At 71.9% G+C, this 22,411-nt stretch carries 20 protein-coding genes and 1 tRNA gene; 12 read left to right on the forward strand and 9 right to left on the reverse strand.

Annotated features, from left to right (window positions below):
* Positions 1–37: 37 nt before the first annotated feature.
* Entirely contained in the window at positions 38–1,432 is a 1,395-nt protein-coding gene (gene dacB, locus NMQ01_RS12975) for a D-alanyl-D-alanine carboxypeptidase/D-alanyl-D-alanine-endopeptidase (RefSeq protein WP_255184337.1), read from the reverse strand.
* Between the two features lie 85 nt (positions 1,433–1,517).
* Between dacB and NMQ01_RS12980 the strand changes: the two genes are divergently transcribed.
* Positions 1,518–2,150, forward strand: coding sequence for an inorganic diphosphatase (locus NMQ01_RS12980; protein WP_255184338.1), 633 nt, complete (start codon positions 1,518–1,520; stop codon positions 2,148–2,150).
* Here NMQ01_RS12980 and NMQ01_RS12985 read toward each other — a convergent pair.
* Positions 2,134–2,583: an SRPBCC family protein gene (locus NMQ01_RS12985; protein WP_255184339.1), complete on the reverse strand. Its 450-nt coding sequence runs from the start codon at positions 2,581–2,583 to the stop codon at positions 2,134–2,136. The two genes, NMQ01_RS12980 and NMQ01_RS12985, sit on opposite strands and share 17 nt — an antisense overlap.
* Before the next feature lie 46 nt (positions 2,584–2,629).
* Here NMQ01_RS12985 and NMQ01_RS12990 point away from each other — a divergent pair, with 46 nt between their 5' ends.
* From NMQ01_RS12990 to NMQ01_RS13000, 3 genes are all read left to right on the forward strand, one after another.
* On the forward strand, positions 2,630–3,523 hold the full coding sequence (locus NMQ01_RS12990) for an alpha/beta fold hydrolase (RefSeq protein ID WP_255184340.1): 894 nt from the start codon (positions 2,630–2,632) through the stop codon (positions 3,521–3,523).
* On the forward strand, positions 3,523–3,942 hold the full coding sequence (locus NMQ01_RS12995) for a hypothetical protein (RefSeq protein WP_255184341.1): 420 nt from the start codon (positions 3,523–3,525) through the stop codon (positions 3,940–3,942). Before NMQ01_RS12990 ends, NMQ01_RS12995 begins: the two co-directional genes overlap by 1 nt.
* Before the next feature lie 59 nt (positions 3,943–4,001).
* Positions 4,002–4,078, forward strand: a tRNA-Thr gene (locus tag NMQ01_RS13000).
* Positions 4,079–4,305: 227 nt separating this feature from the next.
* Here the strand turns inward: NMQ01_RS13000 and NMQ01_RS13005 are convergent.
* Complete coding sequence (locus tag NMQ01_RS13005; RefSeq protein WP_255184342.1) at positions 4,306–4,968, reverse strand: 1-acyl-sn-glycerol-3-phosphate acyltransferase; 663 nt, start codon at positions 4,966–4,968, stop codon at positions 4,306–4,308.
* Positions 4,969–5,164: 196 nt separating this feature from the next.
* Between NMQ01_RS13005 and NMQ01_RS13010 the strand changes: the two genes are divergently transcribed.
* The gene (locus tag NMQ01_RS13010; protein WP_255184343.1) at positions 5,165–6,580 is read left to right on the forward strand and encodes a peptidoglycan recognition protein; all 1,416 of its coding nucleotides are present in this window, start codon (positions 5,165–5,167) and stop codon (positions 6,578–6,580) included.
* A gap of 45 nt (positions 6,581–6,625) precedes the next feature.
* On the opposite strand, the gene NMQ01_RS13015 is transcribed toward NMQ01_RS13010, so the two are convergent.
* Genes NMQ01_RS13015 through tmk form a run of 3 tightly spaced genes read right to left on the reverse strand, consistent with a single transcriptional unit; the run spans position 6,626 to position 9,972 of the window.
* The gene (locus NMQ01_RS13015) at positions 6,626–8,155 is read right to left on the reverse strand and encodes an alpha/beta hydrolase (protein WP_255184344.1); all 1,530 of its coding nucleotides are present in this window, start codon (positions 8,153–8,155) and stop codon (positions 6,626–6,628) included.
* Positions 8,156–8,188: 33 nt separating this feature from the next.
* Positions 8,189–9,358: a DNA polymerase III subunit delta' gene (locus tag NMQ01_RS13020; RefSeq protein ID WP_255184345.1), complete on the reverse strand. Its 1,170-nt coding sequence runs from the start codon at positions 9,356–9,358 to the stop codon at positions 8,189–8,191.
* Complete coding sequence (tmk, locus tag NMQ01_RS13025) at positions 9,355–9,972, reverse strand: dTMP kinase (protein ID WP_255184346.1); 618 nt, start codon at positions 9,970–9,972, stop codon at positions 9,355–9,357. The genes NMQ01_RS13020 and tmk overlap by 4 nt, the downstream gene beginning before the upstream one ends.
* Before the next feature lie 167 nt (positions 9,973–10,139).
* Between tmk and NMQ01_RS13030 the strand changes: the two genes are divergently transcribed.
* The 6 genes from NMQ01_RS13030 to NMQ01_RS13055 are packed head-to-tail and all read left to right on the forward strand — an operon-like array spanning position 10,140 to position 16,394.
* Positions 10,140–10,781, forward strand: a complete 642-nt coding sequence (locus tag NMQ01_RS13030) for an ABC transporter permease (protein WP_255184347.1) — start codon at positions 10,140–10,142, stop codon at positions 10,779–10,781.
* Complete coding sequence (locus tag NMQ01_RS13035) at positions 10,781–11,980, forward strand: ABC transporter ATP-binding protein (protein ID WP_255184348.1); 1,200 nt, start codon at positions 10,781–10,783, stop codon at positions 11,978–11,980. The genes NMQ01_RS13030 and NMQ01_RS13035 overlap by 1 nt, the downstream gene beginning before the upstream one ends.
* Positions 11,977–12,756, forward strand: coding sequence for an ABC transporter permease (locus NMQ01_RS13040; protein WP_255184349.1), 780 nt, complete (start codon positions 11,977–11,979; stop codon positions 12,754–12,756). The genes NMQ01_RS13035 and NMQ01_RS13040 overlap by 4 nt, the downstream gene beginning before the upstream one ends.
* Positions 12,753–13,760, forward strand: a complete 1,008-nt coding sequence (locus NMQ01_RS13045; RefSeq protein WP_255184350.1) for a glycine betaine ABC transporter substrate-binding protein — start codon at positions 12,753–12,755, stop codon at positions 13,758–13,760. The genes NMQ01_RS13040 and NMQ01_RS13045 overlap by 4 nt, the downstream gene beginning before the upstream one ends.
* Before the next feature lie 45 nt (positions 13,761–13,805).
* Positions 13,806–15,005 carry a CapA family protein gene (locus NMQ01_RS13050; RefSeq protein ID WP_255184351.1) on the forward strand — a complete coding sequence of 400 codons (1,200 nt, stop codon included), beginning with the start codon at positions 13,806–13,808 and terminating at the stop codon, positions 15,003–15,005.
* A gap of 48 nt (positions 15,006–15,053) precedes the next feature.
* Complete coding sequence (locus NMQ01_RS13055) at positions 15,054–16,394, forward strand: serine hydrolase (RefSeq protein ID WP_255184352.1); 1,341 nt, start codon at positions 15,054–15,056, stop codon at positions 16,392–16,394.
* Positions 16,395–16,497: 103 nt separating this feature from the next.
* Here NMQ01_RS13055 and NMQ01_RS13060 read toward each other — a convergent pair whose 3' ends face one another.
* The 3 genes from NMQ01_RS13060 to topA all read right to left on the reverse strand — a co-directional run bounded on the left by NMQ01_RS13060 (position 16,498) and on the right by topA (position 21,404).
* A complete protein-coding gene (locus NMQ01_RS13060) occupies positions 16,498–18,066 on the reverse strand; it encodes an AMP-binding protein (RefSeq protein WP_255184353.1) in 1,569 nt (522 codons plus the stop codon).
* Between the two features lie 8 nt (positions 18,067–18,074).
* The gene (locus NMQ01_RS13065) at positions 18,075–18,497 is read right to left on the reverse strand and encodes an SCP2 sterol-binding domain-containing protein (RefSeq protein ID WP_255184354.1); all 423 of its coding nucleotides are present in this window, start codon (positions 18,495–18,497) and stop codon (positions 18,075–18,077) included.
* 129 nt (positions 18,498–18,626) lie between these two features.
* Entirely contained in the window at positions 18,627–21,404 is a 2,778-nt protein-coding gene (gene topA / locus NMQ01_RS13070) for a type I DNA topoisomerase (protein ID WP_255184355.1), read from the reverse strand.
* Positions 21,405–21,557: 153 nt separating this feature from the next.
* Here topA and NMQ01_RS13075 point away from each other — a divergent pair, with 153 nt between their 5' ends.
* Positions 21,558–22,343: a dioxygenase gene (locus tag NMQ01_RS13075; RefSeq protein ID WP_255184356.1), complete on the forward strand. Its 786-nt coding sequence runs from the start codon at positions 21,558–21,560 to the stop codon at positions 22,341–22,343.
* Positions 22,344–22,411: the final 68 nt, after the last annotated feature.

Here is a 22,411-nt window from a genome sequence, read left to right on the forward strand (position 1 = left end):
GGTCACCCTACGGACTGGCCCCGTGGACGCTGCGGGCTCAGCGGCAGCCGCAGGCGGTGATGTCGGCGACGATCGCGTCGAGCGCGGCGCGGGCGCCGAGCGTGCCGGTCGTCGAGGGCACCCGGTCGGCGACGAGCACGAAGGTGAGCAGCCGCCCGTCCTGCGTCGTCGTCGTGCCGGCGAGCGCCGAGGTGCCGGTGAGCGTGCCGGTCTTGGCGCGGGCGATGCCGGAGGCACCGCGCGAGTCGGCGACGAGGAAGCGGTCGTGGAGGGTGCCGGTCAGCCCGGCGATCGGCAGGTCGGACAGCACGCGGGTCATGCTCCGGGCGCTGCCGGTGATGCCGAGCTGCATGACGTCGGAGGTCACCCGGGCCGGGATCACCTGGCCGGAGCTGAGCCCGCAGTTGTCCTTGAGCTTCACGCCCGTCATGTCGACGCCCGCGTCCCGCAGGGTCGAGTGGACCCACCGGCTCACCTCGGCGAAGCTCGTCCCCGCGCCGTCGGCGAGGGCGGCCTGGCGGGCGACGTTTTCGGTCAGGGCGTTGTCGGAGTCGTCGAGCGCGAGGGCGAGCACGTCGCCGAGCGGCGCCGACTCGACGGAGCCCAGCTCCTCGGCGCCCTGCGGCGCGGCCTGCCGCCAGGTGCGGGAGGAGTCGTCGACGGTGACCTTGACGCCGGCCTTCTTCAGCTGGCTGGCGAAGGCCTTGAGCACGGTCCGCTCGGGCACCGCGGGTGAGGGCTTGAAGGGCTCCGGCCGGTCGCCGGCGAGCCCGATCATCGACACGCCCTGGGTGTAGCCGGCGGCGACGTCGGCCATGTTCCACGTCGGGGCATAGCGCTCCCCGGCCGCATAGGTGGCATCGAGGCGAAGGGAGTGCCTCCCCTTCGCGTCCGACCCCAGGGACGTCGCGACCTGCTCGGCGAGGTCGGCCAGACCCGCGCGGCCCTCGACCGCGGTCGGGTCGCCGGCCCCCTTCGCCAGCATCGTGTCGCCCGAGGCGACGAGGACGATCTCGTCGCCCTCGCCCTGCACGACGCGGGTCTTCATCGTCGTCGACAGGTCGGTGGTCTCGGAGACGGCGGCGGCGGTGAGCAGCTTCGCCGTCGAGGCCGGGGTCTGCGGGCGGTCCTCGTCCTGGGACCACAGGGTGTCGCCGGTCAGCGCATCGCGGACGACGACCCCGACGCGGGGGCCGAGGGCCGAGGCGCCGACGTCGTCACGGACCGTGCGGGCCAGACCGGACGCGGTCGGGACCGGCGCCTGCTTCGAGGCGGCGGGCAGGACCGCGGTGGGCTCACGCGGGGCGGGGGTCTGCTCGGTGACCGGCTCGTCGATGGTGAGGACGCCCGGCACGCGGTCGTAGGCATCGGCCACGCCGTAACCGACGGCGAGTGCTGCGACCGACGTCACGGCGATCAGAGTGCGTCGCACGCGCGGCCCCCTGCGGTGTTTTGTCGGTGGTGGTGGAACACTGTGCCCGAGAATAGTTCACCCGTCACAGACAAGAGGTACGACTGTGGAGTTCGACGTCACCATCGAGATCCCGAAGGGCCAGAAGAACAAGTACGAGGTCGACCACGAGACCGGTCGCATCCGCCTCGACCGCATGCTCTTCACCTCCATGGCCTACCCGAGCGACTACGGGTACGTCGAGGACAGCCTCGGCGAGGACGGCGACCCGCTCGACGCGCTCGTGCTCCTCGACGAGCCGACCTGGCCCGGCTGCCTCGTGCGGGCGCGGCCGATCGGCATGTTCCACATGCGCGACGAGGCCGGCGGCGACGACAAGGTCCTGTGCGTCCCCGCGGGCGACCCGCGCAAGGAGGGCATCAAGGACCTCGAGGACATCAGCGAGTTCTGGCGCCTGGAGATCCAGCACTTCTTCGAGACCTACAAGGACCTCGAGCCCGGCAAGTCCGTCGAGGGCGCCCACTGGGTCGGCCGCGAGGAGGCCGAGAAGACGGTCACCGAGGCCATCGAGCGCGCCAAGGCCGCCGGCATGAGCACCGCCCGCTGGACGATGCCGAGCTCGAGCCACTCGCAGGCCCACCCCGACGCCTCGCACTCGCCGGAGGACATCGAGGCCGCGTCCGCCCGCGCCCACGAGGAGCTGGCCACCAAGGACAAGCCGCTCAGCGACAGCGAGTGAGATAGCGCGCCAACCCGCTGCGGCCCTGCCGCATCATCCACGCGTGGTTGGCGCGCAGCACGACAGGAGCGAGGGTCGCCGCCCGGGACAACCGGGCGGCGACCCTCACCTCTTGGTCGAAGGTCGCCCGCACCCCGCCCCGCGGGTCGTCCACGACCGTCCACCCGGCCCACCCGTCGAGGTCACCGTCCAGGCGGACCCGCAGGTGACCCCCTTCGCGGTCCTCGATCTCGCGGGTGAGCACGAGGTGCAGGGTCATCGGCAGCGCGCTGCGGATCCGCGCACGACCCGAGGTCTCGTCGAGGCGCTCGACGCCGCGCACCTGCGCCCACCACCGCGGATAGCCCTCGGGGTCCGCGAGCGCCGCGACCACCGCCTCCCGCGGCGCATCGAGCACCCACTCGTGGTGGAAGGTGAAATGCGGTGCGGTCACGCTCCCATCCTGCTCCCCGCCCGGGCACGTCAACTACGTTGGCCCCGTGCGCTACTACTCCCGCGACGGACTGACCTTCGACATCGACGACCTCGGCCCGCAGGAGGGTGACGTCGTCGTCCTGCTCCACGGCTGGCCGCAGGACCGCACGGCGTGGCACTCCGTCGCGCCGCGCCTGGCCGATGCCGGGCTGCGGGTGCTGGCGCCCGACCTGCGCGGCTACTCCCCCGGCGCCCGTCCGGGCAACCACCTCGACTACGTGATCACCGAGATCGTCGGCGACGTCATCGCCCTGCTCGACGAGGTCGGAGCGCAGCGGGCACACATCGTCGGCCACGACTGGGGCGGGGCGCTCGCCTGGGCCGTCGCGGCCCGCGAGCCCGACCGCGTCGAGACGCTCACCGTGCTGTCGACGCCCAGCCCGGCCGGGATGGCGGCCGGCATGCGGGCCGGCGACCAGCTCAAGCACTCCTGGTACATGGCGCTCTTCGCCCTGCCGGTGCTGCCGGTGCTCTTCTTCCGGCTCTTCGCCCAGCAGGTCCTCGAGCGGATCGGCATGCCCCGCGACCGCGCCGCCCACGACGCCCGCCGGCTCAAGACGCCGGGCGCGGCGGAGGGCACCTTCGCGTGGTACCGGGCCGCCCTCTCCCCCACCCTCATCTGGCGCAAGCGCCGGTCGAAGGGGGGTCCCCGCCGCAGCGTGCACCGCCGGGTCATCCCGACCGCCTACGTCTGGGGGACGAAGGACCCGGCCTTCGGCGAGGTCGCGACCGAGCGCACCGTCGAGCAGCTGCGCCGCCGTGCCGGCGACCAGCCCGAGCTGGCGATCATCCGGCCGCTCGAGACCGGCCACTGGCTCATGGAGACCCACCCCGAGGTCATCGCCGACGTCGTCCTCGAGCGGGTCGGCGCCCGGCGCTCCGAGGCCCTCGCGGGCTGATGCGCGCCACGCGCCGGGCCGTCCTCGTGGGCGGGCTCGCCCTGTCGCTCGCGGCGTGCGGCCGTCGCAGCGACGTGGGTGCGGTGCGGGCGGCGCTGCAGTCCGCCGTCGAGGCCCTGCCCGTGTACGTCGACGGCCAGGTCCAGTACCAGGACTCGGCCTCGGCGGGGACGACGATCAGCGGGGTGCTGACCCTGCAGGGCGCCGATCGCACGGCCGTCGCCGCGTCGCTCGAGCACGTGCTCGAGGCGGTCGCCCGCACCTACCGTGACCAGGCCGACGTGCGCTCGGCCTTCGTCCGCCTGGAAGCCCATCCCGCTGGCGACTCGGCCACGCGGGTGCTCACCACCGAGGTCGTCGCGCCGTCCTCGGGAGCCAACACGACGACCGACGACCTCGACGCTCACTTCGACCTCTGAGCCGATTACGCGCCACGGGCACTCATCCGTATACTCGTGCCTCGCGTCCACGGGCGCATGCCGCCTTAGCTCAGTCGGCTAGAGCGTCTCACTCGTAATGAGAAGGTCGTCGGTTCGATTCCGACAGGCGGCTCCACGCGAAACCCTCGAGAAATCGGGGGTTTTCGTCATTTCCGGGTCCCGTCCGGTCACGACTGCTCGTGGGTTGGTACCCCTCTGGTACCCCATCCCACGCGAGCCTCTCGAGGGCGCCGGGGCTCAGTGCTGGGAGCCCGGCGTCGTTGGTGTCACCTGGTCCCCCTTCTCCGGGCAACCGGGTGACATCAACGACGCCAGGCGACGCTGGGACCCGCGGCGAAGGGGTCAGCGGGTCTCCCACATCTGCCGGGCGTGACCGATCTCGGCCCGGATCGCCGCCATGATCGCGTCGGTGACCTCTCTGGCCGCGGCGTCGTCGGTCCGCCCCGCCCACGCCGACAGGTCGACCGGGTCGCCGACCGACAGGCAGGCGGTGTGCCGGTGCCACAGGTGCCGGTGGCCCTGCTGCGGCCCCCACGTCCCGACCGGGATGACCGGGGCCTCGGGGTGACGCAGGGCGAGCCGCGCAGCCCCGGTCCGTGCCGGGCCGGGCATCTTGTCGGGCTCGGTCGTCAGGCGCCCCTCGGGGTAGAGCGCGACGAGCTGCCCCTGGGCGAGCCGGTCGGAGGCCGCGTCGAGCGCCCCGGCCGCGGACGCCGAGCCACGTGCGACGGGGATCTGGCCGGTGGCCCGGGCGAGGGAGCCCACCACGGGCCAGCCGAAGACCTCCTGCATCGCCAGGAAGTGCGGGAAGCGCCGGTGCCCGATCGCCACCCGCGCCACGGCCAGCGGGTCGGACATCGTCAGGTGGTTGGCCACGAGGATCACCGGCCCCGTGCGCGGCACGGCCCCCGCGGTGCGGAAGCGCACCCGGTGGGCCAGCTTCGCCACCGCCCAGACCAGCGCGAAGCCGGTGGCGTTCTTCAGCAGCTGCCGTGGAGTGGTCACCTCCGCATTGTGGGCCCCACCCCGCGCGCTCTCCCGGAGTACTCGTACCCAGGCTCCTCCCTTCGCACGGCCTCGACCCGGGCGAAGGGGGCGCTTCCCCTGTGCCGCAACGGGTCCGGCTCGTCCTGCAGGGCCGTCCACCCGCGGCTAGCGTGGGCCGGGCCCATCGGACCCAAACCCCCTGCGAGGTGTCCCCGTGAGCTCCCTTCGTCGTGCTCTGCCCTGCCTGACCAGCGCCGCTCTCGCGGCCTCCCTGATGGGCTCGGCGCCAGCCTCCGCCGCCCCCAGCCCCGTTGCGGCGCAACGCGACTCGATCCCGATCCGGGGCGTGGACCGAGCCGCCCTGTCGGCCGCGCCGACGGTCCCCTCCGCCGGCCGCTCCGGCGACCGGGTGGTCGGCATGACCGATGCGTTGGCGACGCAGGACTTCCGCGTCGCGGGGGTCACGTGGAGCGGCGAACGCTCCGACGTCGAGGCCTTCGTGCGCACCCGGGACGCCGAGACCGGGCGGTGGAGCGGCTGGAGCCTCCTCCAGGCCGAGGCCGGGCCCGACGCAGGCACGAGCGAGGCGGCCGCCACACGCGGCGGGACGCAGCCGCTCATCGCGGATTCCTCCGACGGGATCCAGGTGCGCGTCGAGTCGGCCGGCGGCGCACCCCACGACCTCGAGGTCGACCTCGTCGAGCCCGGCACGTCGAGCGCCGACAGCGCCACGTCGACGAGCTCGACGACCAGCACCAACCCCCAGGCCAAGCCGACCGTCCACAGCCGGGCCGAGTGGGGCGCGGACGAGTCGATCCGCAAGGGCGACCCCGAGTACGGCCAGGTGCGGGGCGCGGTCGTCCACCACACCGCCGGGGTCAACGGCTACTCCGCCGAGGAGGTCCCGGCGATCCTGCGGGGCATCTACGACTTCCACGTCAACGGCCGCGGGTGGAACGACATCGGCTACAACGTCCTCGTCGACCGCTTCGGCCGGCTGTGGGAGGGACGCGCGGGTGGCCTGGACAAGGCCGTCATCGGCGCGCACGCGCAGGGCGTCAACAGCCAGACCTTCGGCATCTCCGCGATGGGCGACTACGACGTCGTCGCCGCGCCGGACGTCATGGAGACGAGCATCGAGCGATTCACGGCATGGAAGCTCGCCCGCCACCACGTCGACCCGACCGCGAAGGCGACGATCGGTGGCGTGTGGCGCCCGACGGTGCTCGGGCACCGCAACGTCGGCCAGACGGACTGCCCCGGGCAGTACCTCTACGCCCGGCTCGGCGAGATCCGCGCCGGCGCCCGCGAGCGTCAGGGCACCGCGATCTACAAGCCGAGCACCAGCCCCCGCAGGATCGAGCGGGGCACCGGCGGGTCGACCCTGCGGGCCCAGACGACCGGCGACATCACCTGGCGGGTGCGGGTGAGCAGCGACGAGCACGGCGTCGTCGCCGACTCCACCGGCACGCGCACCGATGACGGCACGCTCGAGGTGCCGTGGGACGGCCGGCTGCCCGACGGCAGCTGGGCCACGCCCGGCAGCTACGAGGTCGTGCTCAGCGGACGCGACACGAGCTCGGGCGCGTGGCTGCCGAGCTGGCGCGACACGGTGACCGTCACCAGCTGACCCTTCGAGACGGTCGCTTCCCGACCTCCTCAGGGACCGGGAAGCTCACTCCTTGCAGGTGAGCTCGCCACCATCGGGCAGTGCGCCCGTCAGCCAGTACTGGTCCACGGCCTTGTCGACGCACGAGTTCTGCCGCATGTAGGCGGTGTGCCCGTCGCCCTCGTGGGTGACGAGCGCGGAGTCGGCGAGCTGCTCGTGCAGCCGCTTCGCCCACTCGTAGGGCGTCGCCGGGTCGCGGGTGGTGCCGACGACGAGGATCGGGTCGGCTCCCTTCGCCTCGACCTCGTGCGGCGTGTTGGTGGCCTTGACCGGCCACTGCGCGCACGGTGACTCGGAGGCGAGCGCGCGGCCCCAGATGGGCGCTTCCTTCTCTGCGCGGGCCACGAGGTCGTCGGGGTCGCCGGGTCCGTCCGGGGTGTCGAGGCAGGAGACGGCGGGCAGGGCCTCGAGCATGTTGTTCTGGTAGACGCCGCCGGCGTCACGACCGGCATAGCTGCGGCCGAGCTCGCTCAGCGGACCACCGTCGCCGTCCTTCGCCGCGACGAGCGCGTCGGTCAGCTGCGACCACATGCCCTGGTCGTACATCGCCTGCGCGATGCCCCACGTCGCCCACCCCTCGGTGAGCTTGATCCCGGCGCTCGCGGGCAGCGGCTTGGCGTCGAGCGCCTCGAGCTGGTCCTGCACGTGCTCGACGACCTCGTCGGCGCTCGACCCGAGCGGGCAGTCGTCGTCGACGCAGTCCTGCGCCCACGCCCGGGTCGCGGTGTCGAAGCCCTTGGCCTGACCGATCGCGACCTCTTCCGATGTCGCGTCGGGCGGCAGCACGCCGTCGAGCACGAGCCGGCCCACGCGGTCGGGGAAGAGGTCGGCATAGGTCGCACCGAGATAGGTGCCGTAGGACTTGCCGAGGTAGGTGAGCTTGCCGTCGCCGAGCACGGCCCGCAGCACGTCCATGTCGCGGGCGGCGTCGGCGGTCGAGACGTGGCCGAGCAGCTCGCCGCTCTTGGCCTCGCAGCCGTCGGCAAAGTCCTGCTGTGCCCGCTCCCCCGCCGCCTTCTCCTCCGGGGTGTCGGGCGTCGGGTCCTTGGCGAGGTAGTCGTCCATCTCGGCATCGCTCAGGCAGTCGATCGGCTCGGAGCGCCCGACGCCTCGCGGGTCGAAGCCGACGACGTCGAAGTGCCGCCGGATCTGGTCGCTGACGATGAAGTCGGCCGCGGCCGCGTAGTCCACGCCCGAGCCGCCCGGGCCGCCGGGGTTGACGACGACAGAGCCCGCGGCCTCGTCCTTCGCCGGGACCCGGAGCACCGCGATCTCGAGGGTGCGGCCGTCGGGCTGCTCGTAGTCCATCGGGACCTCGAGCTCGGCGCACTCGCCGTCGCCGCGCTCGCAGGGACCCCAGTCGAGCTGCTGCTCGTAGAAGCGCTCGAGCCCCGTGGTCCCCGCCGGCGGCGCGGTGTTGCCGGGGCCGAGCCCGGTGGGCTGGGTGTCGGGCTCGAGCAGCGAGCAGCCCGCCACCGGCAGGAGCAGCGCCGCCGCGGCAGCCAGGACACGGACGGGGCGACGGGCACGACTCATGGCGCAGACGCTACCTTTCGCCCCTGATGTCGCTCAGCGGGTCGGCAGCTGCAGCGAGATCGCCATCGCCTCGAGCGCGAGCAGCGGGGCGACGTTGGCCGCGATGCGCTCGCGGGCCGTGGCGATGGCCTCCATCGCCACGAGCAGACCCTCGCCGCCGAAGGCCCGCGCGACCTCCTCGACGACCGGTCGGGCGTCCTCGTTGACCAGGGCGACGGGCGAGCCGGCGTGCAGGACGAGCGCGTCGCGGTAGACCGACAGCAGGTCGACGAGAGCACGGTCGATCATGTCGCGGGTGAACCGGGTGGCGCGGGTCTTCTGCTCCTTTTCCAAGGAGGTGATCTGGGCGCGCACGTGCGGCGGCTGGGTTCGGGCGCTCGGGTCGGCGCCGAGGGTCTCGAGGAGGCGTTCCTTCTCCGCCGCGGCGCGCGCCTCGAGCGTGCGGTCACGCTCCTGCTCGGCGATCTGCAGCAGGTCGGCCGCAGCACCGACCGCGTCGGAGACGCCGCGGATGCGCCCGGCCATCGCGATCGTGTCGCGACGACGGATGCGCGCGCCCTCGTCGGTGGCCAGCCGCTTGGCCAGCCCGATGTGGCTCTGCGCGGCGCGGGCGGCATAGGTGGCCATGCCGATGTCGACGCCGTCGCGGCGCTCGAGCAGGCGGGCCACCTCGGGCACGGGCGGCGTGCGCAGCCGCACGTGCCGCGAGCGCGAGCGGACGGTGATGAGCACGTCCTCGAGGCTCGGCGCGCAGAGCAGCCAGACGGTGCGTGGTGTCGGCTCCTCGAGCGCCTTGAGCAGGGCATTGCCCGACTGCTCGGTGAGCCGGTCGGCGTCCTCGACGAGGATGATCCGGTAGCGCCCGACGCTCGGTGAGCGGCCGGCGAGCTGGACGAGGTCGCGGGTCGCGGCGACGCCGATCGACAGCGCCTCGGTCGCGAGTACGTCGACGTCGGCATGCGTGCCGTCGAGCGCGGTGCGGCACTCACGGCACTCGCCGCAGCCACCGGTCGGGCACAGCAGCGCCCCGGCGAAGGCGCGCGCCGCGGTCGAGCGCCCCGACCCCGGTGGCCCCGTGAAGAGCCACGCGTGGGTCATGGCCGCCGGGTCGGCGACGGCCCGCTCGAGGGTCGCGATCGTCTCGGCCTGACCGACGACGTCGCGCCAGATCGGCGCCTGGCCGGACCCGGCCACCGCGGTCACAGCAGGCCCTCGTGCGCCAGCCGGGCTCGGACGGCGGCCGCGATCTCGTCGGCGGGGGCGCCGCCGTCGACGACGAGATAGCGCTCGGGCGCCGCTGCCGCCATGGCGAAGAAGTGCTCGCGCACCGCCGCGTGGAATCCGTCGGCCTCGGACTCCATCCGGTCGTGGGTGCCGCCGCGTCGGGCCCGTCCGGTCGCGGGGTCGACGTCGACGAGGACCGTGAGGTCGGGGGCGAGCCCGCCGACGGCCCAGGTCTGCAGGTCGGCGACCTCCTGGGCCCCGAGGGAGCGGCCGGCGCCCTGGTAGGCGACCGAGGAGTCGGTGTAGCGGTCGGTGACGACCACCGCTCCGCGGGCGAGCGAAGGGAGGATCACCTCCTGCACGTGCTGGGCCTTGTCGGCGGCGAAGATCAGCGCCTCCGCCCTCGGGGTGATCGCCTCGCCGTGGAGCACGAGATCGCGCAGCGCGGCGCCGAGGGAGGTCCCCCCGGGCTGGCGGGTCACGACGACCTCACGGCCCGCAGCCTCGAGCGCCTCGACGAGGTGGCCGACCTGCGTCGACTTGCCTGCCCCGTCGCCGCCCTCGAAGGCGATGAAGTACCCGTGCTCGCTCACGCCGTCGACCCTAAGGCACCGTGCCGACACGCCAGTCCGGGCGCCGGGCAGGGTGTGTGCAAAGGTCACAAGTCGGTCGCGAAGGGCCGCTGGGCTGCACGCCCCGCACCCTCCCGGGGTTGAGTGGACGACTGGTCCCGAGAGTCGGGGCCGAGGAGAGGATGCCCGTGGGTGATTTCGTCGCAGACAAGTGGCAGGACATCCTCTTCCGCTCCTTCCAGCACCTCTCGCTGGTGGTGCAGTCCGTCCTCCTCGCGACGATCATCGCCATCGCCCTCGCGGTGCTCGTCACCCGGGTGCCGCGGCTGAAGCCCGCGGCCAACATGATCAGCGCCGTCGGCCTGACGATCCCCTCCTTCGCCCTCCTCGGCCTGCTCCTGCCCCTCTTCGGCATCGGGCCCGTGTCGCCCTTCGTCGCCGTCACCTTCTACGCGACGCTGCCGATCCTGCGCAACGCCGTCGTGGGCCTCGCCGGCGTCAGCCCCACCCTGCTGGAGTCGGCGAAGGGGATGGGCATGGGGTCGACGGCCCGCTTCCTGCGCGTGCAGCTGCCGATGGCCTGGCCGGTGATCATGGCCGGTCTGCGGGTGTCCGCGCAGATGTCCATGGGTGTGGCCGCGATCGCGGCATACACCCTCGGCCCCGGTCTCGGCGGCTACATCTTCACCGGCCTGGCCCAGCTGGGCGGGGCCAACGCCCTCAACTACGCCCTCGTCGGGACCCTCGGGGTGGTCGTCCTCGCCCTGGTCCTCGACGCCGCCCTGCTGCTCGTCAGCCGACTCACCACCTCGAAGGGGATCCGCGCCTGATGTCCACCACCGCAGACCAGCAGCCCGCACCCGAGCACCACGCAGCCGACCGGGGGGTGAGCGGCGCCGAGATCGTCTTCGACAACGTCACCAAGACCTACTCGGGGCAGAAGGTGCCGGCCGTCGACGGCCTGTCCCTCACCGTGCCCGCCGGCGAGATCGTCATGTTCATCGGCCCCTCGGGCTGCGGCAAGACGACGACCCTGAAGATGATCAACCGTCTCCACGAGCCGACCTCGGGGACGATCACCATCGGCGGCGAGGACATCCGCAGCAAGAACGCGACCGAGCTGCGCCGTACCATCGGCTACGTCATCCAGGGAGGCTCGCTCTTCCCCCACATGACGGTCGCCGACAACATCGCCCTCGTCCCGGGTCTGCTCAAGTGGGACAAGCGCCGCATCACCGAGCGCGTCGACGACCTGCTCGAGCTCGTCGGGCTCGACCCCAAGCGCTACCGAGACCGCTACCCCAAGGAGCTCTCCGGCGGGCAGCAGCAGCGGGTGGGCGTCGCTCGTGGCCTCGCGGCGGACCCGCCGGTGCTCCTCATGGACGAGCCCTTCGGCGCGGTCGACCCGATCACCCGGCAGCGGCTCCAGGACGAGCTGATGAGCATCCAGGAGGAGCTGCAGAAGACGATCGTCTGCGTCACCCACGACATCGACGAGGCGGTCAAGCTCGGCGACCGGATCCTCCTGCTGCGCGAGGGCGCGCAGATCGCGCAGTACGACACCCCGACCACCCTCCTGGCCAACCCCGCCGACGAGTTCGTCGAGGACTTCATCGGTGCCGGGTCCTCGCTCAAGCAGCTGAGCCTCTCGCGCGTCGACGAGCTCGAGCTGCAGAGCCCGGTCCTCGCCGCGGTCGGTGACGAAGGGAAGGCAGCCGCCGACGCCGCCCGCGCCGGCGGGCAGAACGACGTCATCGTGCTCGACTCCCGACGGCGGCCGGTCGGCTGGTACAGCCTCAAGGAGGCCGCCAGGATGGCCCGCCTGCCCGACCACACCGAGCAGGACATCTCGGTCATCGACCGGCGCTCGACGATCAACGACGCCCTCGACTCGATGCTCGCGAGCACCCACGGCGGCGTCCTCGTCACCGGCCGGCGCGACGAGTTCCTCGGCGTCGTGACCTTCGAGGCGGTCACCGACCACATCCGCGCCGCGTCCGACCCGGACACGCAGGAGGCCACGTCATGACCGACGTGAGGACCTCCCCTTCGACCGCCGACACCGGGGTCGAGGACCGCCGCACGACGATCGGGCTGCTCGTCGGCCTGCCGCTGCTCTGCGCGGCGATCCTCGGCGGCTGGGCGATCTGGCGGCAGACCGCCGACCTCGACGACATCGAGGCCCGCCAGCTGGCGTGGGGCACGATCCTCACGCTGACCCGCGAGCACATCACGCTCACCCTCATCACGACCGCCGTCGTGCTCGTCACCGCGATCCCCATCGGCATCCTGCTCACCCGCGGCCCGGCCCGCCGCTTCTCCGGGCCGATCACGGCCGTCGCCAACGCCGGCCAGGCCGCGCCGGTCATCGGCCTCATCGTGCTCCTGGCGATGTGGCTCGGCTTCGGCGTGCGCACCGCCGTCATCTCCCTGGCGATCTACGGATTCCTGCCGGTGCTGCGCAACACGATCGTCGGCCTCCAGCAGGTCGACCAGACCCTCGTCGAGGCCGCCCGCGGCATGGGCATGTCCCCCGTCGACGTCCTGCGCCGGGTCGAGCTGCCGCTCGCCATGCCGGTGATCATGGCCGGTGTGCGCACCGCGCTCGTGCTCGTCGTCGGCGCCGCGAGCTTCGCGACCTTCGTCAACGCCGGCGGTCTGGGCGCGCTCATCGTCACGGGCATCACGCTCTTCCGCTACCCCATCCTCGTCAGCGGCGCCGTGATCATCGCGGTCGTCGCGCTGCTCATCGACTGGGCGGGCCGGGTGCTCGAGCTCCTCCTCACTCCCAAGGGGACCTCATGACGACGCGACGTGACCTCCCTTCGACCGAGCTGACCCGACGCACCCTGCTCCTGGGCGGGGCCGGCACGCTCGGCCTCGCCCTCGCCGGGTGCGGCCTGGGCACGAGCGGTGGCTTCGTGCCCTCCGGGGAGCCGGCCGGGCCGATCGCCGACGTCGACCTGTCGGGCGCCTCGATCGGGGTGGGGTCGAAGAACTTCACCGAGCAGCTCATCCTGGGCAAGATGGCCGTCATCCTGCTGCGCGCGACCGGCGCCGAGGCGGCGGACCTGACCAACATCCCCGGCTCGTCCAGCGCCCGCCAGGCGATGATCGAGGACCAGGTCCAGATGCAGTGGGAGTACACGGGCACCGCCTGGATCGCCTATCTCGGCGAGACCACCCCGATCCCCGACGAGCGCAAGCAGTACGAAGCCGTCCGCGACCGCGACCTCGAGGAGCACCAGCTCGTCTGGCTCGACCCGGCGCCGATGAACAACACCTACGGCTTCGCCGGGCCGACCGAGACGATCAAGAAGCTCGGCATCACCAAGCTCTCCGAGCTGGCGAAGGTCCCCAAGGCCGAGCTGACCTTCTGCGTCGAGTCCGAGTTCAACAACCGCAACGACGGCTTCGACCCGATGCTCAAGAAGTACGGGCTCGCCAAGGGCACGAGCTTCCCCGAGAGCAACGTCAAGGTCCTCGACACCGGCGCCATCTACCAGGCCACCGACAAGGGCACGTGCACCTTCGGCGAGGTCTTCACCACCGACGGGCGGATCAAGGCGCTCGACCTGACCGTGCTCGAGGACGACAAGGCCTTCTTCCCGAAGTACAACGTCGCGCCGGTGCTCACCGAGGCGGTCGTCGAGGAGCACCCTGCGGTCCGGGACCTCTTCGACCCGGTCGTCAAGAAGCTCACCGACGACGTGCTCATCGACCTCAACGCCCGGGTCGACGTCGACGGCGAGGACCCGGCGGACGTCGCCATCGCGTGGCTGCGGGAGGCCGGCTTCATCAAGGCCTGACCGCGATCCGGTGACAGGGGGCGCCCGCGGGTCTAGCCTGCGGGCATGAGCCTCGGGGGACGCAGGGGGCGGCTGCTCGTCACCGCCATGATCACGACGGTCCTGGCTGCGGCCGTGACCACCGGCACCGCCACGGCGAAGGGGGCCGCACCCGCCGCGTCGTCGGCGGCGGTTTCCGCGACGACCAGCGGCACGACCGGGCGCACCGACCGCCTGTCCGTCCTCATGAGCGGCGACGTCCTCGTCCACACGACCCTCGTCGCCCAGGCGAAGCGCGATGCGGTGGCCGGCGGCCCGAGCCTCAACTTCGACCGGATGCTCGCCGCGCAGAAGCCGCGCATCAGCACCGCCGACCTCGCGATCTGCCACCTCGAGACGCCGATCGCCCCTGCCGGCGGGCCCTACACCGGCTATCCCCTCTTCAAGGCGCCCGCGCACGTCGTCACCAGCCTGCGTCGCGTCGGCTACGACGCGTGCACGACGGCCTCCAACCACTCGCTCGACGACGGCCAGCGCGGCATCACGCGCACGCTCGACGTCCTCGACTCCAACAAGCTCGGGCACACCGGCACCGCCCGCACCTCGACCGAGCGCAACCGGCCGCTCGTCCGCACGGTCCAGGGCGTCAAGGTCGGCATCGTCTCGACGACCTTCTCCACCAACGGCATCCCCGTGCCGCGGGACAGGCGGTGGTCGGTCAACACCCTCGATCGCACGGCCCTCGTCGAGGACGTCAAGCGCACCAAGGCCGCCGGCGCCGAGATCGTCGTCGTCGCCGTGCACGCGGGCACCGAGTACAGCCACGTGCCCAACGCGCAGCAGGAGCAGATCCGCTCGTGGCTGCACGCGACGCGGCTCGTCGACGCCGTCTACTTCCACCACGCGCACGTCGTCGAGCCGGTCGAGAAGGTCGGTTACCGCTGGGTGGCGTGGGGCCTGGGCAACACCTTCGCCACGAGCACGACGAAGTACAACAAGAGCACCGGCGAGCAGGTGATGACCCGCTTCAACTTCGAGCGGCAGTACGGCACGACGTGGCGGGTGCGCTCGGTCGCCGTCATCCCGGGCTACTCGCCCAACGTCGCGCCCTATCGCTGGGTCGACCTCGTCACCGCCGCGCAGGACCCCTCGCTGTCGTCGTCGGCCCGCAGCTCCTACGCGGCCCGGGCCCGCCACGTCCGCTCGATCGTCGGGGCACGCGGCGGCTTCGGCGACGGTGTCTACCAGGCCTCGCCGGTGCGCTGACGGCACCGCCCGAGCCACATCCCCTTCGCTCCTCCCTATGGTCGTGTCATGACCTTCAGCTCCGAGACCGACCGCGCCCTCACCACCCGCGCCCTCACCGCGCAGACCGAAGGGAGGGTCCCCGGGCTCGTCGCCGGCGTCGCCCGCGACGGCCGGCTGGAGTGGTCCACGGGGATCGGCACGGTCGACGTCGCGACGCCGGGCGAGGCGCCCGACGACGAGACGCAGTACCCCGTGGCGAGCAACTCCAAGACCTTCACCGCCGTCGCCGTCATGGCGCTGCGCGACGAGGGCCGGCTCGACCTCGACGACACCGTCGAGCAGCACCTCACCGACAGCACCCATGCCTCCGTCACGATCCGCCAGCTGCTGTCGCACACCTCCGGCATGCAGCGCGAACCCGTCGGCGACGTCTTCGACACCATGGTCATGCCCTCCCGCGAGGACCTGCTCGCCGGCTGGTCGCAGGCCGAGCGCGTCGGGCGGCCCCACGACCGCTGGCACTACTCCAACCTCGCCTACGGCGTCCTCGGGGAGATCATCGGCCGCCTCGACGGGTGCACGTGGGAGGAGTCGATCCGTCGCCGCATCCTCGACCCGCTCGAGCTGACCCGCACCGGCACCACCCCCTCCGGCCGCCGGGCGAAGGGGTACTACGTCCCGCCCTTCGCCGACGTTCCCCGGGAGGAGCCGGTCATCGAGGCGGCGGCCCTCGACCCGGCCGGCGGGCTGTGGTCGACGGCCACCGACCTGGCCCGGTGGGGTGGCTTCGTCGCCAACCCGGTCGAGGAGGTCCTCTCCCCCGACACGCTCGAGGAGATGTGCCAGCCGCAGGTGATGGCCGACCTCACTTCGTGGACCTCCGCCTGGGGGCTGGGCTTCCAGCTCGTGCGGCACGAGGGGCGCACCTGGGTGGGCCACACCGGCGGCTGGCCCGGCTCGATCACCGGCGTCTTCACCGAGCGCTCTTCTGCCACGACGGGGCTGATCCTGATGAACAACTCCGCTCCCGTCCCGCCCGCCGCGGCCGCCATCGAGCTCGGGACGATCGCCATCGAGCGCGAGCCGGTGCAGCCCGAGCCCTGGCAGCCCGGGACCGAGCTGCCCGAGGACCTCGTCCCGCTGCTCGGGCACTGGTACTCCGAGGGCACCCACTGGGTGCTGTCGGTGCGGGAGGGCGCCCTGGAGGCCCGCATCGCCGGCCAGCGCAAGGAGCTGCCGCCCGCGGTCTTCACCGCAGAGGGCACCGACCGCTACCGCACCGTCTCCGGCCACGAGCGCGGTGAGCTGCTGCGGGTCAACCGCGACGCCTCCGGCACCGTCACCCACCTCAACTGGGCCACCTACCGCTTCACCCGGGAGCCGCTGGCCTTCGGCCAGTGGCTCTGATCCCCCTTCGCCCGCCGGATCGATGTATCCGGGTGCGTTCCAGCTCACCCGGACACATCGACCCGGAGCAGGCGAAGGGCGGGGGTCAGGCGAAGGGCGGGGGTCAGGCGAAGTGCTTGCGCAGCTCCCGGTTGAGGATCTTGCCGGTGGCATTGCGGGGCAGCTCGTCCATGAAGACGACCTCGCGGGGGATGCAGTGCCGGGCGCGGTGCGCGCGGACGTGCTCCTTGATCTCGTCGGCGGTCAGCTCGTGGCCCTCGGTGAGTGCGACGAAGGCGGCGAGCCGCTGCCCGAAGTCGGGGTCGGGGACACCGATCACGGAGACCTCGCGGACCGCGGGGTGCTCGGCGAGCAGCCCCTCGACCTCGATGGGGTACACGTTCTCCCCGCCGCTGACGATCATGTCGTCATCGCGACCGTCGACGAAGTAGAGCCCGTCGTCGACGTGCCCCATGTCGCCGGTCGAGACGAGCCCGTCGACGAAGTCCTTGGTGTTGCCGTTGGTGTAGCCGTCGAAGACGAGCTCGTTGCCGCAGAAGATCCGGCCGGTCTGCCCCGTCGGCACCTCCTTGCCGTCGTCGTCGAGGATCTTGACGACCGTGCCGAGCGGCGGGGTGCCGGCCGTGTTGGCGTGGCGCCGCATGTCGGCGGGCGTGGCGATGCACACCCACGACGCCTCGGTCGAGCCGTAGAGGTTGTAGAGCACGTCGCCGTACTCGTCCATGAACTTCGTCGTGAAGCCCGAGGGGTAGGCCGAGCCGGAGGTCGCGACGACGCGCAGCTTGCGGCGGCTGCGAGCGGCCGGGTCGCTCGGCAGCTCCATCATCCGCTGGAGCATCACGGGGATGGCGAACATCGCGTCGGGCTGCAACTCCTCGAGCGCCGCCCGGGCCGCCTGGGGCTTGAAGCGACGCTGCAGCACGATCGTCGCGCGCAGCGCGAGCGAGAGCTGCATCGCCGCGTAGCCCCACGTGTGGAAGATCGGGGCCGAGATGAGGATGCGGTCGTGCGCCCGCAGCGGGATCCGGTCGATGATCGAGATGAGCGGGCCGAAGCCGCCCGGCGTCTTGCGCGCCGCGCCCTTGGGCGTGCCCGTCGTGCCGGAGGTCAGGATGATCGTGCGGCCCCCCTTCGCCGGGACGGGAAGGGAGTGCGGCCGCGGCGTGGTCTCGATGCGGCGGGCGAGCTCGGTCTCGGTGATCCGGGGCAGGTCCTGCGGCAGGTGCGCGACGACCTCGGCGAACTCGTCGTCGTGGATGATCCCGCGGATCCCCTGCTGCTCGGCGACGACCGCGAACTGCGGGCCGGCGAGGCCGGTGTTGCCCAGGACGAGGTCGATGCCGATCGCGGAGGTCGCGGTCATGACCTCGATGGCCTGGACGTGGTTGCGAGCGAGCAGACCGACCCGGTCACCGGGGCCGAAGCCGAGCTCGCGCAGGACGACGGCGATCTTCTCGGAGTTGGCGAGCAGCTCCGCATAGGTGGTCGCCCCACGGGTCTCGTCGATGACGGCGACTGCCTTGGGCGAGCGGTTGGCGGCCTGCCGCAGCTCGCCTGCGAGACCGAAGCCCCACTTCTTCAGTGCGGCCAGCTGCTTGACCTGGGCGGCCGGCGGCCCGGGGTTGAGCATCCCCCGCTTGGCCATGGTCGTGGCGATGGTGAGTGGGTTCATGAAGGGCATCAGGCCTTGGGGATGTCGAAGAGGCTGGGGAACTTCGCGGCCAGGGCGATGTCGCCCTTGACCTTGATCTTGCCGCGCATGACGAGCATCGTCGGGTTGCCCCGACCCGTCGCCATCTTGACGAACTCCGGCGGCCCCATCATCAGCGAGGCGTCGTAGTCCGAGCCGGGCTCCGGCGAGACGGTGCAGGTGCCGTCGCCGACGACGATCTCGTAGGTGTCGTGCGGCTGCTCGTCGGGACCACCGGTGATGCGGAACTGCACCGTGCCGGACGTTCCCTTCGCCTTGTCGGGCCGGAAGAGCTCGGGGAAGCGGGCGAAGACCGCATCGAGGATCGCGCCCCGGTGCTCGCCGCGCATGACCTCGGAGACCTCCTTGTCGGACATCTGCGCGACGGTCTTCGCAAACTCCTGCGGACTCATCGTGTCGAACGTGGACGGGGCGAGGTCCATGGCGGCATCTCCTTCGGCGCGGCTGTTGCCCCGGACGATACGCACGGGTAACCACAGCGGCAACGGCAGGGCGCTGTGCCCCTCACCACCCCGCCCGGCTCAGGCCTTCTTGGCCGCTGCCTTCTTCGTCGCCTTCTTCGCCGTCTTCTTCGTGGCCTTCTTCGCGGTCTTCTTGGCCGTCTTCTTCGCCGACTTCTTGCGGGTCGTCGGGCCCTTGGCGCGCTTCTCGGCGATGAGCTCGTAGGCCCGCTCCGCGGTGAGCGTCTCGGGCTCGTCGCCGCGGCGCAGGGTCGCATTCGTCTCGCCGTCGGTGACATAGGGGCCGAAGCGCCCGTCCTTGACGACGACCTTCTTGCCGCTCACCGGGTCCTCGCCGAACTCTGCCAGCGGCGGCTTGGCCGCGGCGCGGCCACGCTGCTTGGGCTGGGCGTAGATCGCGACGGCCTCCTCGAGGGTCATCGTGAAGAGCTGCTCCTCGGTCTCGATCGAGCGCGAGTCGGTGCCCTTCTTCAGGTACGGCCCGTAGCGACCGTTCTGCGCGGTGATCGGCACCTCGACCGACTTCTCCGTGCCGTCCTCGGCGGTCGTCGTCTCGGTGACCGTGCCGAGGGTGCGCGGCAGAGAGAGGAGCTTGAGCGCCTGCTCGAGGTCGACCGTCGAGGGGTCCATGCTCTTGAAGAGCGAGGCCGTGCGCGGCTTGACCTTGGCCTTGCCGCGCTTGGGCTTGTCGTCGGCCGACTCCTCGAGGACCTCGGTGACGTAGGGGCCGTAGCGGCCGTTCTTCACGACGACGTCGCGCCCGGTCTCGGGGTCCTGCCCCAGGACCCGGCCGTCGTCGGCGGCCGCCGCGAGGAACTCGCGCGCCATCGCCGGCGTCAGCTCGTCGGGGGCCACGTCGTCGGTGATCGTCGCCCGCTTGGGCGCCGGCGTCGTCTTCGTCTCGTCGGTGACCTCACCGGTCGCGGGGTCGACCCCCTTCGGCACGACCTCCTCGACATAGGGGCCGTAGCGACCGACCCGCACGACGACACCGTCGCCGATCTCGATCGTCGAGATGGCCCGGGCGTCGATGTCGCCGAGGTCGGCGACGAGGCCGGACAGGCCCGGGCCGCTGCCCTCGTCGCCGTAGTAGAAGCGCTGCAGCCAGGCGACGCGGTCGGCGTCACCGGCGGCGATCTCGTCGAGGTCGACCTCCATCGAGGCGGTGAAGTCGTAGTCGACGAGACGGCTGAAGTGCACCTCCATCAGGCGGGTCACGGCGAAGGCGAGCCAGGTCGGGACGAGGGCGGTGCCCTTCTTGCGGACGTAGCCGCGGTCCTGGATCGTGCTGATCGTCGAGGCATAGGTGGAGGGGCGGCCGATGCCGAGCTCCTCCATCTTCTTCACGAGCGAGGCCTCGGTGTAGCGCGCCGGCGGGGAGGTCTCGTGGCCGGACGCGACGGCGTCGACGACGTCGAGGCTCGCGCCCTCCTCGACCTTCGGCAGGCGGGCCTCGCCGTCCTTGGCCGGCTGTGCCGGCTCGTCGGTGCCCTCCTCGTAGGCGGCGAGGAAGCCGCGGAAGGTGATGACGGTGCCCGAGGCGGAGTACTCGGCGACCTCGCCGGCCTCGCAGCCGGTGAGGTCGGCGCGCATGCGGATCGTCGCCGTCGAGCCCTTGGCGTCGGCCATCTGCGAGGCGACGGTGCGCTTCCAGATCAGCTCGTAGAGCCGGAACTCGTCGCCCCGCAGCTCGCCGGCCACCTGCGCCGGGGTGCGGAAGCGGTCACCGGCGGGGCGGATCGCCTCGTGCGCCTCCTGGGCGTTCTTCGACTTCTTGCCGTAGACGCGCGGCGCCTCGGGCACGAAGTCGGCGCCGTACATGTCGCGGGCCTGGCCGCGGGCGGCCGAGACCGCCGAGCTCGACAGGTTGGTGCTGTCGGTTCGCATGTAGGTGATGTAGCCGTTCTCGTACAGCTTCTGCGCCACGCCCATCGCCGCCTTGGAGCCGAGGCCGAGCTTGCGGCCGGCCTCCTGCTGCAGCGTCGACGTGGTGAAGGGGGCGTACGGGCGCCTCGTGTAGGGCTTCTCGGAGACGGAGCTGACGACGACCGGGGCCGCGATGGTCGCCTCGGCGACCTGGGTCGCGGCGCGCTGGTCGAGCGCGCGGGCGTCCTTCTTCACCGCACCGGTGTCGTCGAAGTCGGAGCCGGTGGCGACCTTGCGTCCGTCCAACGTCGCGAGGCGGGCGGCGAAGGGGGCGGTGCCGGAGCTGAACGTGCCCTCGACGCTCCAGTAGGAGGCGACCTTGAAGGCCATCCGCTCGCGCTCGCGCTCGACGACGATGCGGGTCGCCACGGACTGCACGCGGCCGGCGGACAGACCCGCCTTGACCTTGCGCCACAGCACGGGCGAGACCTCGTAGCCGTACAGGCGGTCGAGGATGCGGCGCGACTCCTGCGCGTTGACCAGGTCGAGGTCGAGCTCGCGGGTGTCCTCGACGGCGCGCTGGATCGCCTCCTTGGTGATCTCGTGGAAGACCATGCGCTGCACCGGGATCTTCGGCTTGAGCGTCTCGAGCAGGTGCCAGGCGATCGCCTCGCCCTCACGGTCCTCATCGGTGGCGAGGTAGAGGGTGTCGGCGTCCTTGAGCAGGCGCTTGAGCTCGGTGACCTTCTTCTTCTTGTCCGGGTCGACGACGTAGAAGGGCTCGAAGCCCTCCTCGATGTTGACCCCGAAGCGGCCGAAGGGGCCCTTCTTCATGTCGGCCGGCATCTCCGACGGGGTCGGGATGTCGCGGATGTGCCCGACCGATGCCTCGACCGCGTAGTCGGGGCCGAGGTAGCCCGCGATGGTCTTGGCCTTGGCGGGCGACTCGACGATGACGAGCTTGCTGGCCATGTGCGCCTCATCTCTCGACCCCACGTGCAGCGGATTCGTCGCTGCCTCGACGAGGGGTCATCTCGGGGCGACCGTACTACGCCGCCCGGGGTGCTCCCTTCGCCTATCTGCAGCGGGGTAGATTTTTGTTGAAGATACAAGTATCATGAGGCCATGAGCACTCCTCCCGTCCTCTACCTCTCCCACGGCGCCCCGCCGCTGGCCGACGACGCCCGGTGGACCGCCGAGCTCGCCCGCTGGTCCGGCTCCTTCGACAAGCCCAAGAACGTCCTCATGGTCTCCGCCCACTGGGAGGACGCCCCCGTCACGGTGAGCCCGGTCGAGCACAAGGTCCCGCTCACGTACGACTTCTGGGGCTTCCCCCAGCACTACTACGACGTCACCTACGACGCGCCCCTCGCCCCGGAGCTCGCGGCGGAGGTCTCCGCCCTGCTCAAGCCGAAGGGGGTCGAGGTCCGCCACGACGAGACCCGCGGCCTCGACCACGGCGCCTACGTCCCCCTCGTCGAGATGTACCCCGACGCCGACGTGCCGGTCCTGCAGATGTCGATGCCGACGCTCGACCCGCACCAGCTCGTCGAGCTCGGCCGCGCGCTGGCGCCGCTGCGCGACCAGGGCACCCTGATCGTCGGGTCCGGCTTCACGACGCACAACCTGCGCTGGTTCAACCCCCGCGCCGGAGCCGACGCCGCCCCGCCGACGGCCTCGAGCGAGTTCGACCACTGGGCCGCCGAGACCGTCGACGCCGGCGACATCGACTCCCTCGAGCGGATGCTCGAGATCGCCCCCGCCGGGCACGAGGCGCACCCGCGCACCGAGCACTGGGCACCGCTCTACATCGCGATGGGCGCAGCCGACGCCTCCGGCGCGACGCAGCGCGATGTCGCCGTCGACGGCTTCTGGTTCGGCCTGTCGAAGCGGTCCTGGCAGTTCAGCTGAGCGTCCACGGGCAGTCCTCCCCATCGCACGAGTGATGTGGGGTCGTTAGGGTCCTGCGTGAGGGGGCG

This window comes from Janibacter sp. CX7, assembly GCF_024362365.1.
Classification (GTDB): Bacteria; Actinomycetota; Actinomycetes; order Actinomycetales; family Dermatophilaceae; genus Janibacter.

Excerpts from the sequence above, each read along its gene's own strand:
- NMQ01_RS12995 (WP_255184341.1), top strand. The coding sequence starts at position 3,523 with ATGCGCGCCACGCGCCGGGCCGTCCTCGTGGGCGGGCTCGCCCTGTCG.
- NMQ01_RS13015 (WP_255184344.1), bottom strand. The coding sequence starts at position 8,155 with ATGAGTCGTGCCCGTCGCCCCGTCCGTGTCCTGGCTGCCGCGGCGGCG.
- NMQ01_RS13035 (WP_255184348.1), top strand. The coding sequence starts at position 10,781 with ATGTCCACCACCGCAGACCAGCAGCCCGCACCCGAGCACCACGCAGCC.
- NMQ01_RS13040 (WP_255184349.1), top strand. The coding sequence starts at position 11,977 with ATGACCGACGTGAGGACCTCCCCTTCGACCGCCGACACCGGGGTCGAG.
- NMQ01_RS13045 (WP_255184350.1), top strand. The coding sequence starts at position 12,753 with ATGACGACGCGACGTGACCTCCCTTCGACCGAGCTGACCCGACGCACC.
- NMQ01_RS13050 (WP_255184351.1), top strand. The coding sequence starts at position 13,806 with ATGAGCCTCGGGGGACGCAGGGGGCGGCTGCTCGTCACCGCCATGATC.
- NMQ01_RS13055 (WP_255184352.1), top strand. The coding sequence starts at position 15,054 with ATGACCTTCAGCTCCGAGACCGACCGCGCCCTCACCACCCGCGCCCTC.
- NMQ01_RS13060 (WP_255184353.1), bottom strand. The coding sequence starts at position 18,066 with ATGAACCCACTCACCATCGCCACGACCATGGCCAAGCGGGGGATGCTC.
- NMQ01_RS13065 (WP_255184354.1), bottom strand. The coding sequence starts at position 18,497 with ATGAGTCCGCAGGAGTTTGCGAAGACCGTCGCGCAGATGTCCGACAAG.
- topA (WP_255184355.1), bottom strand. The coding sequence starts at position 21,404 with ATGGCCAGCAAGCTCGTCATCGTCGAGTCGCCCGCCAAGGCCAAGACC.
- NMQ01_RS13075 (WP_255184356.1), top strand. The coding sequence starts at position 21,558 with ATGAGCACTCCTCCCGTCCTCTACCTCTCCCACGGCGCCCCGCCGCTG.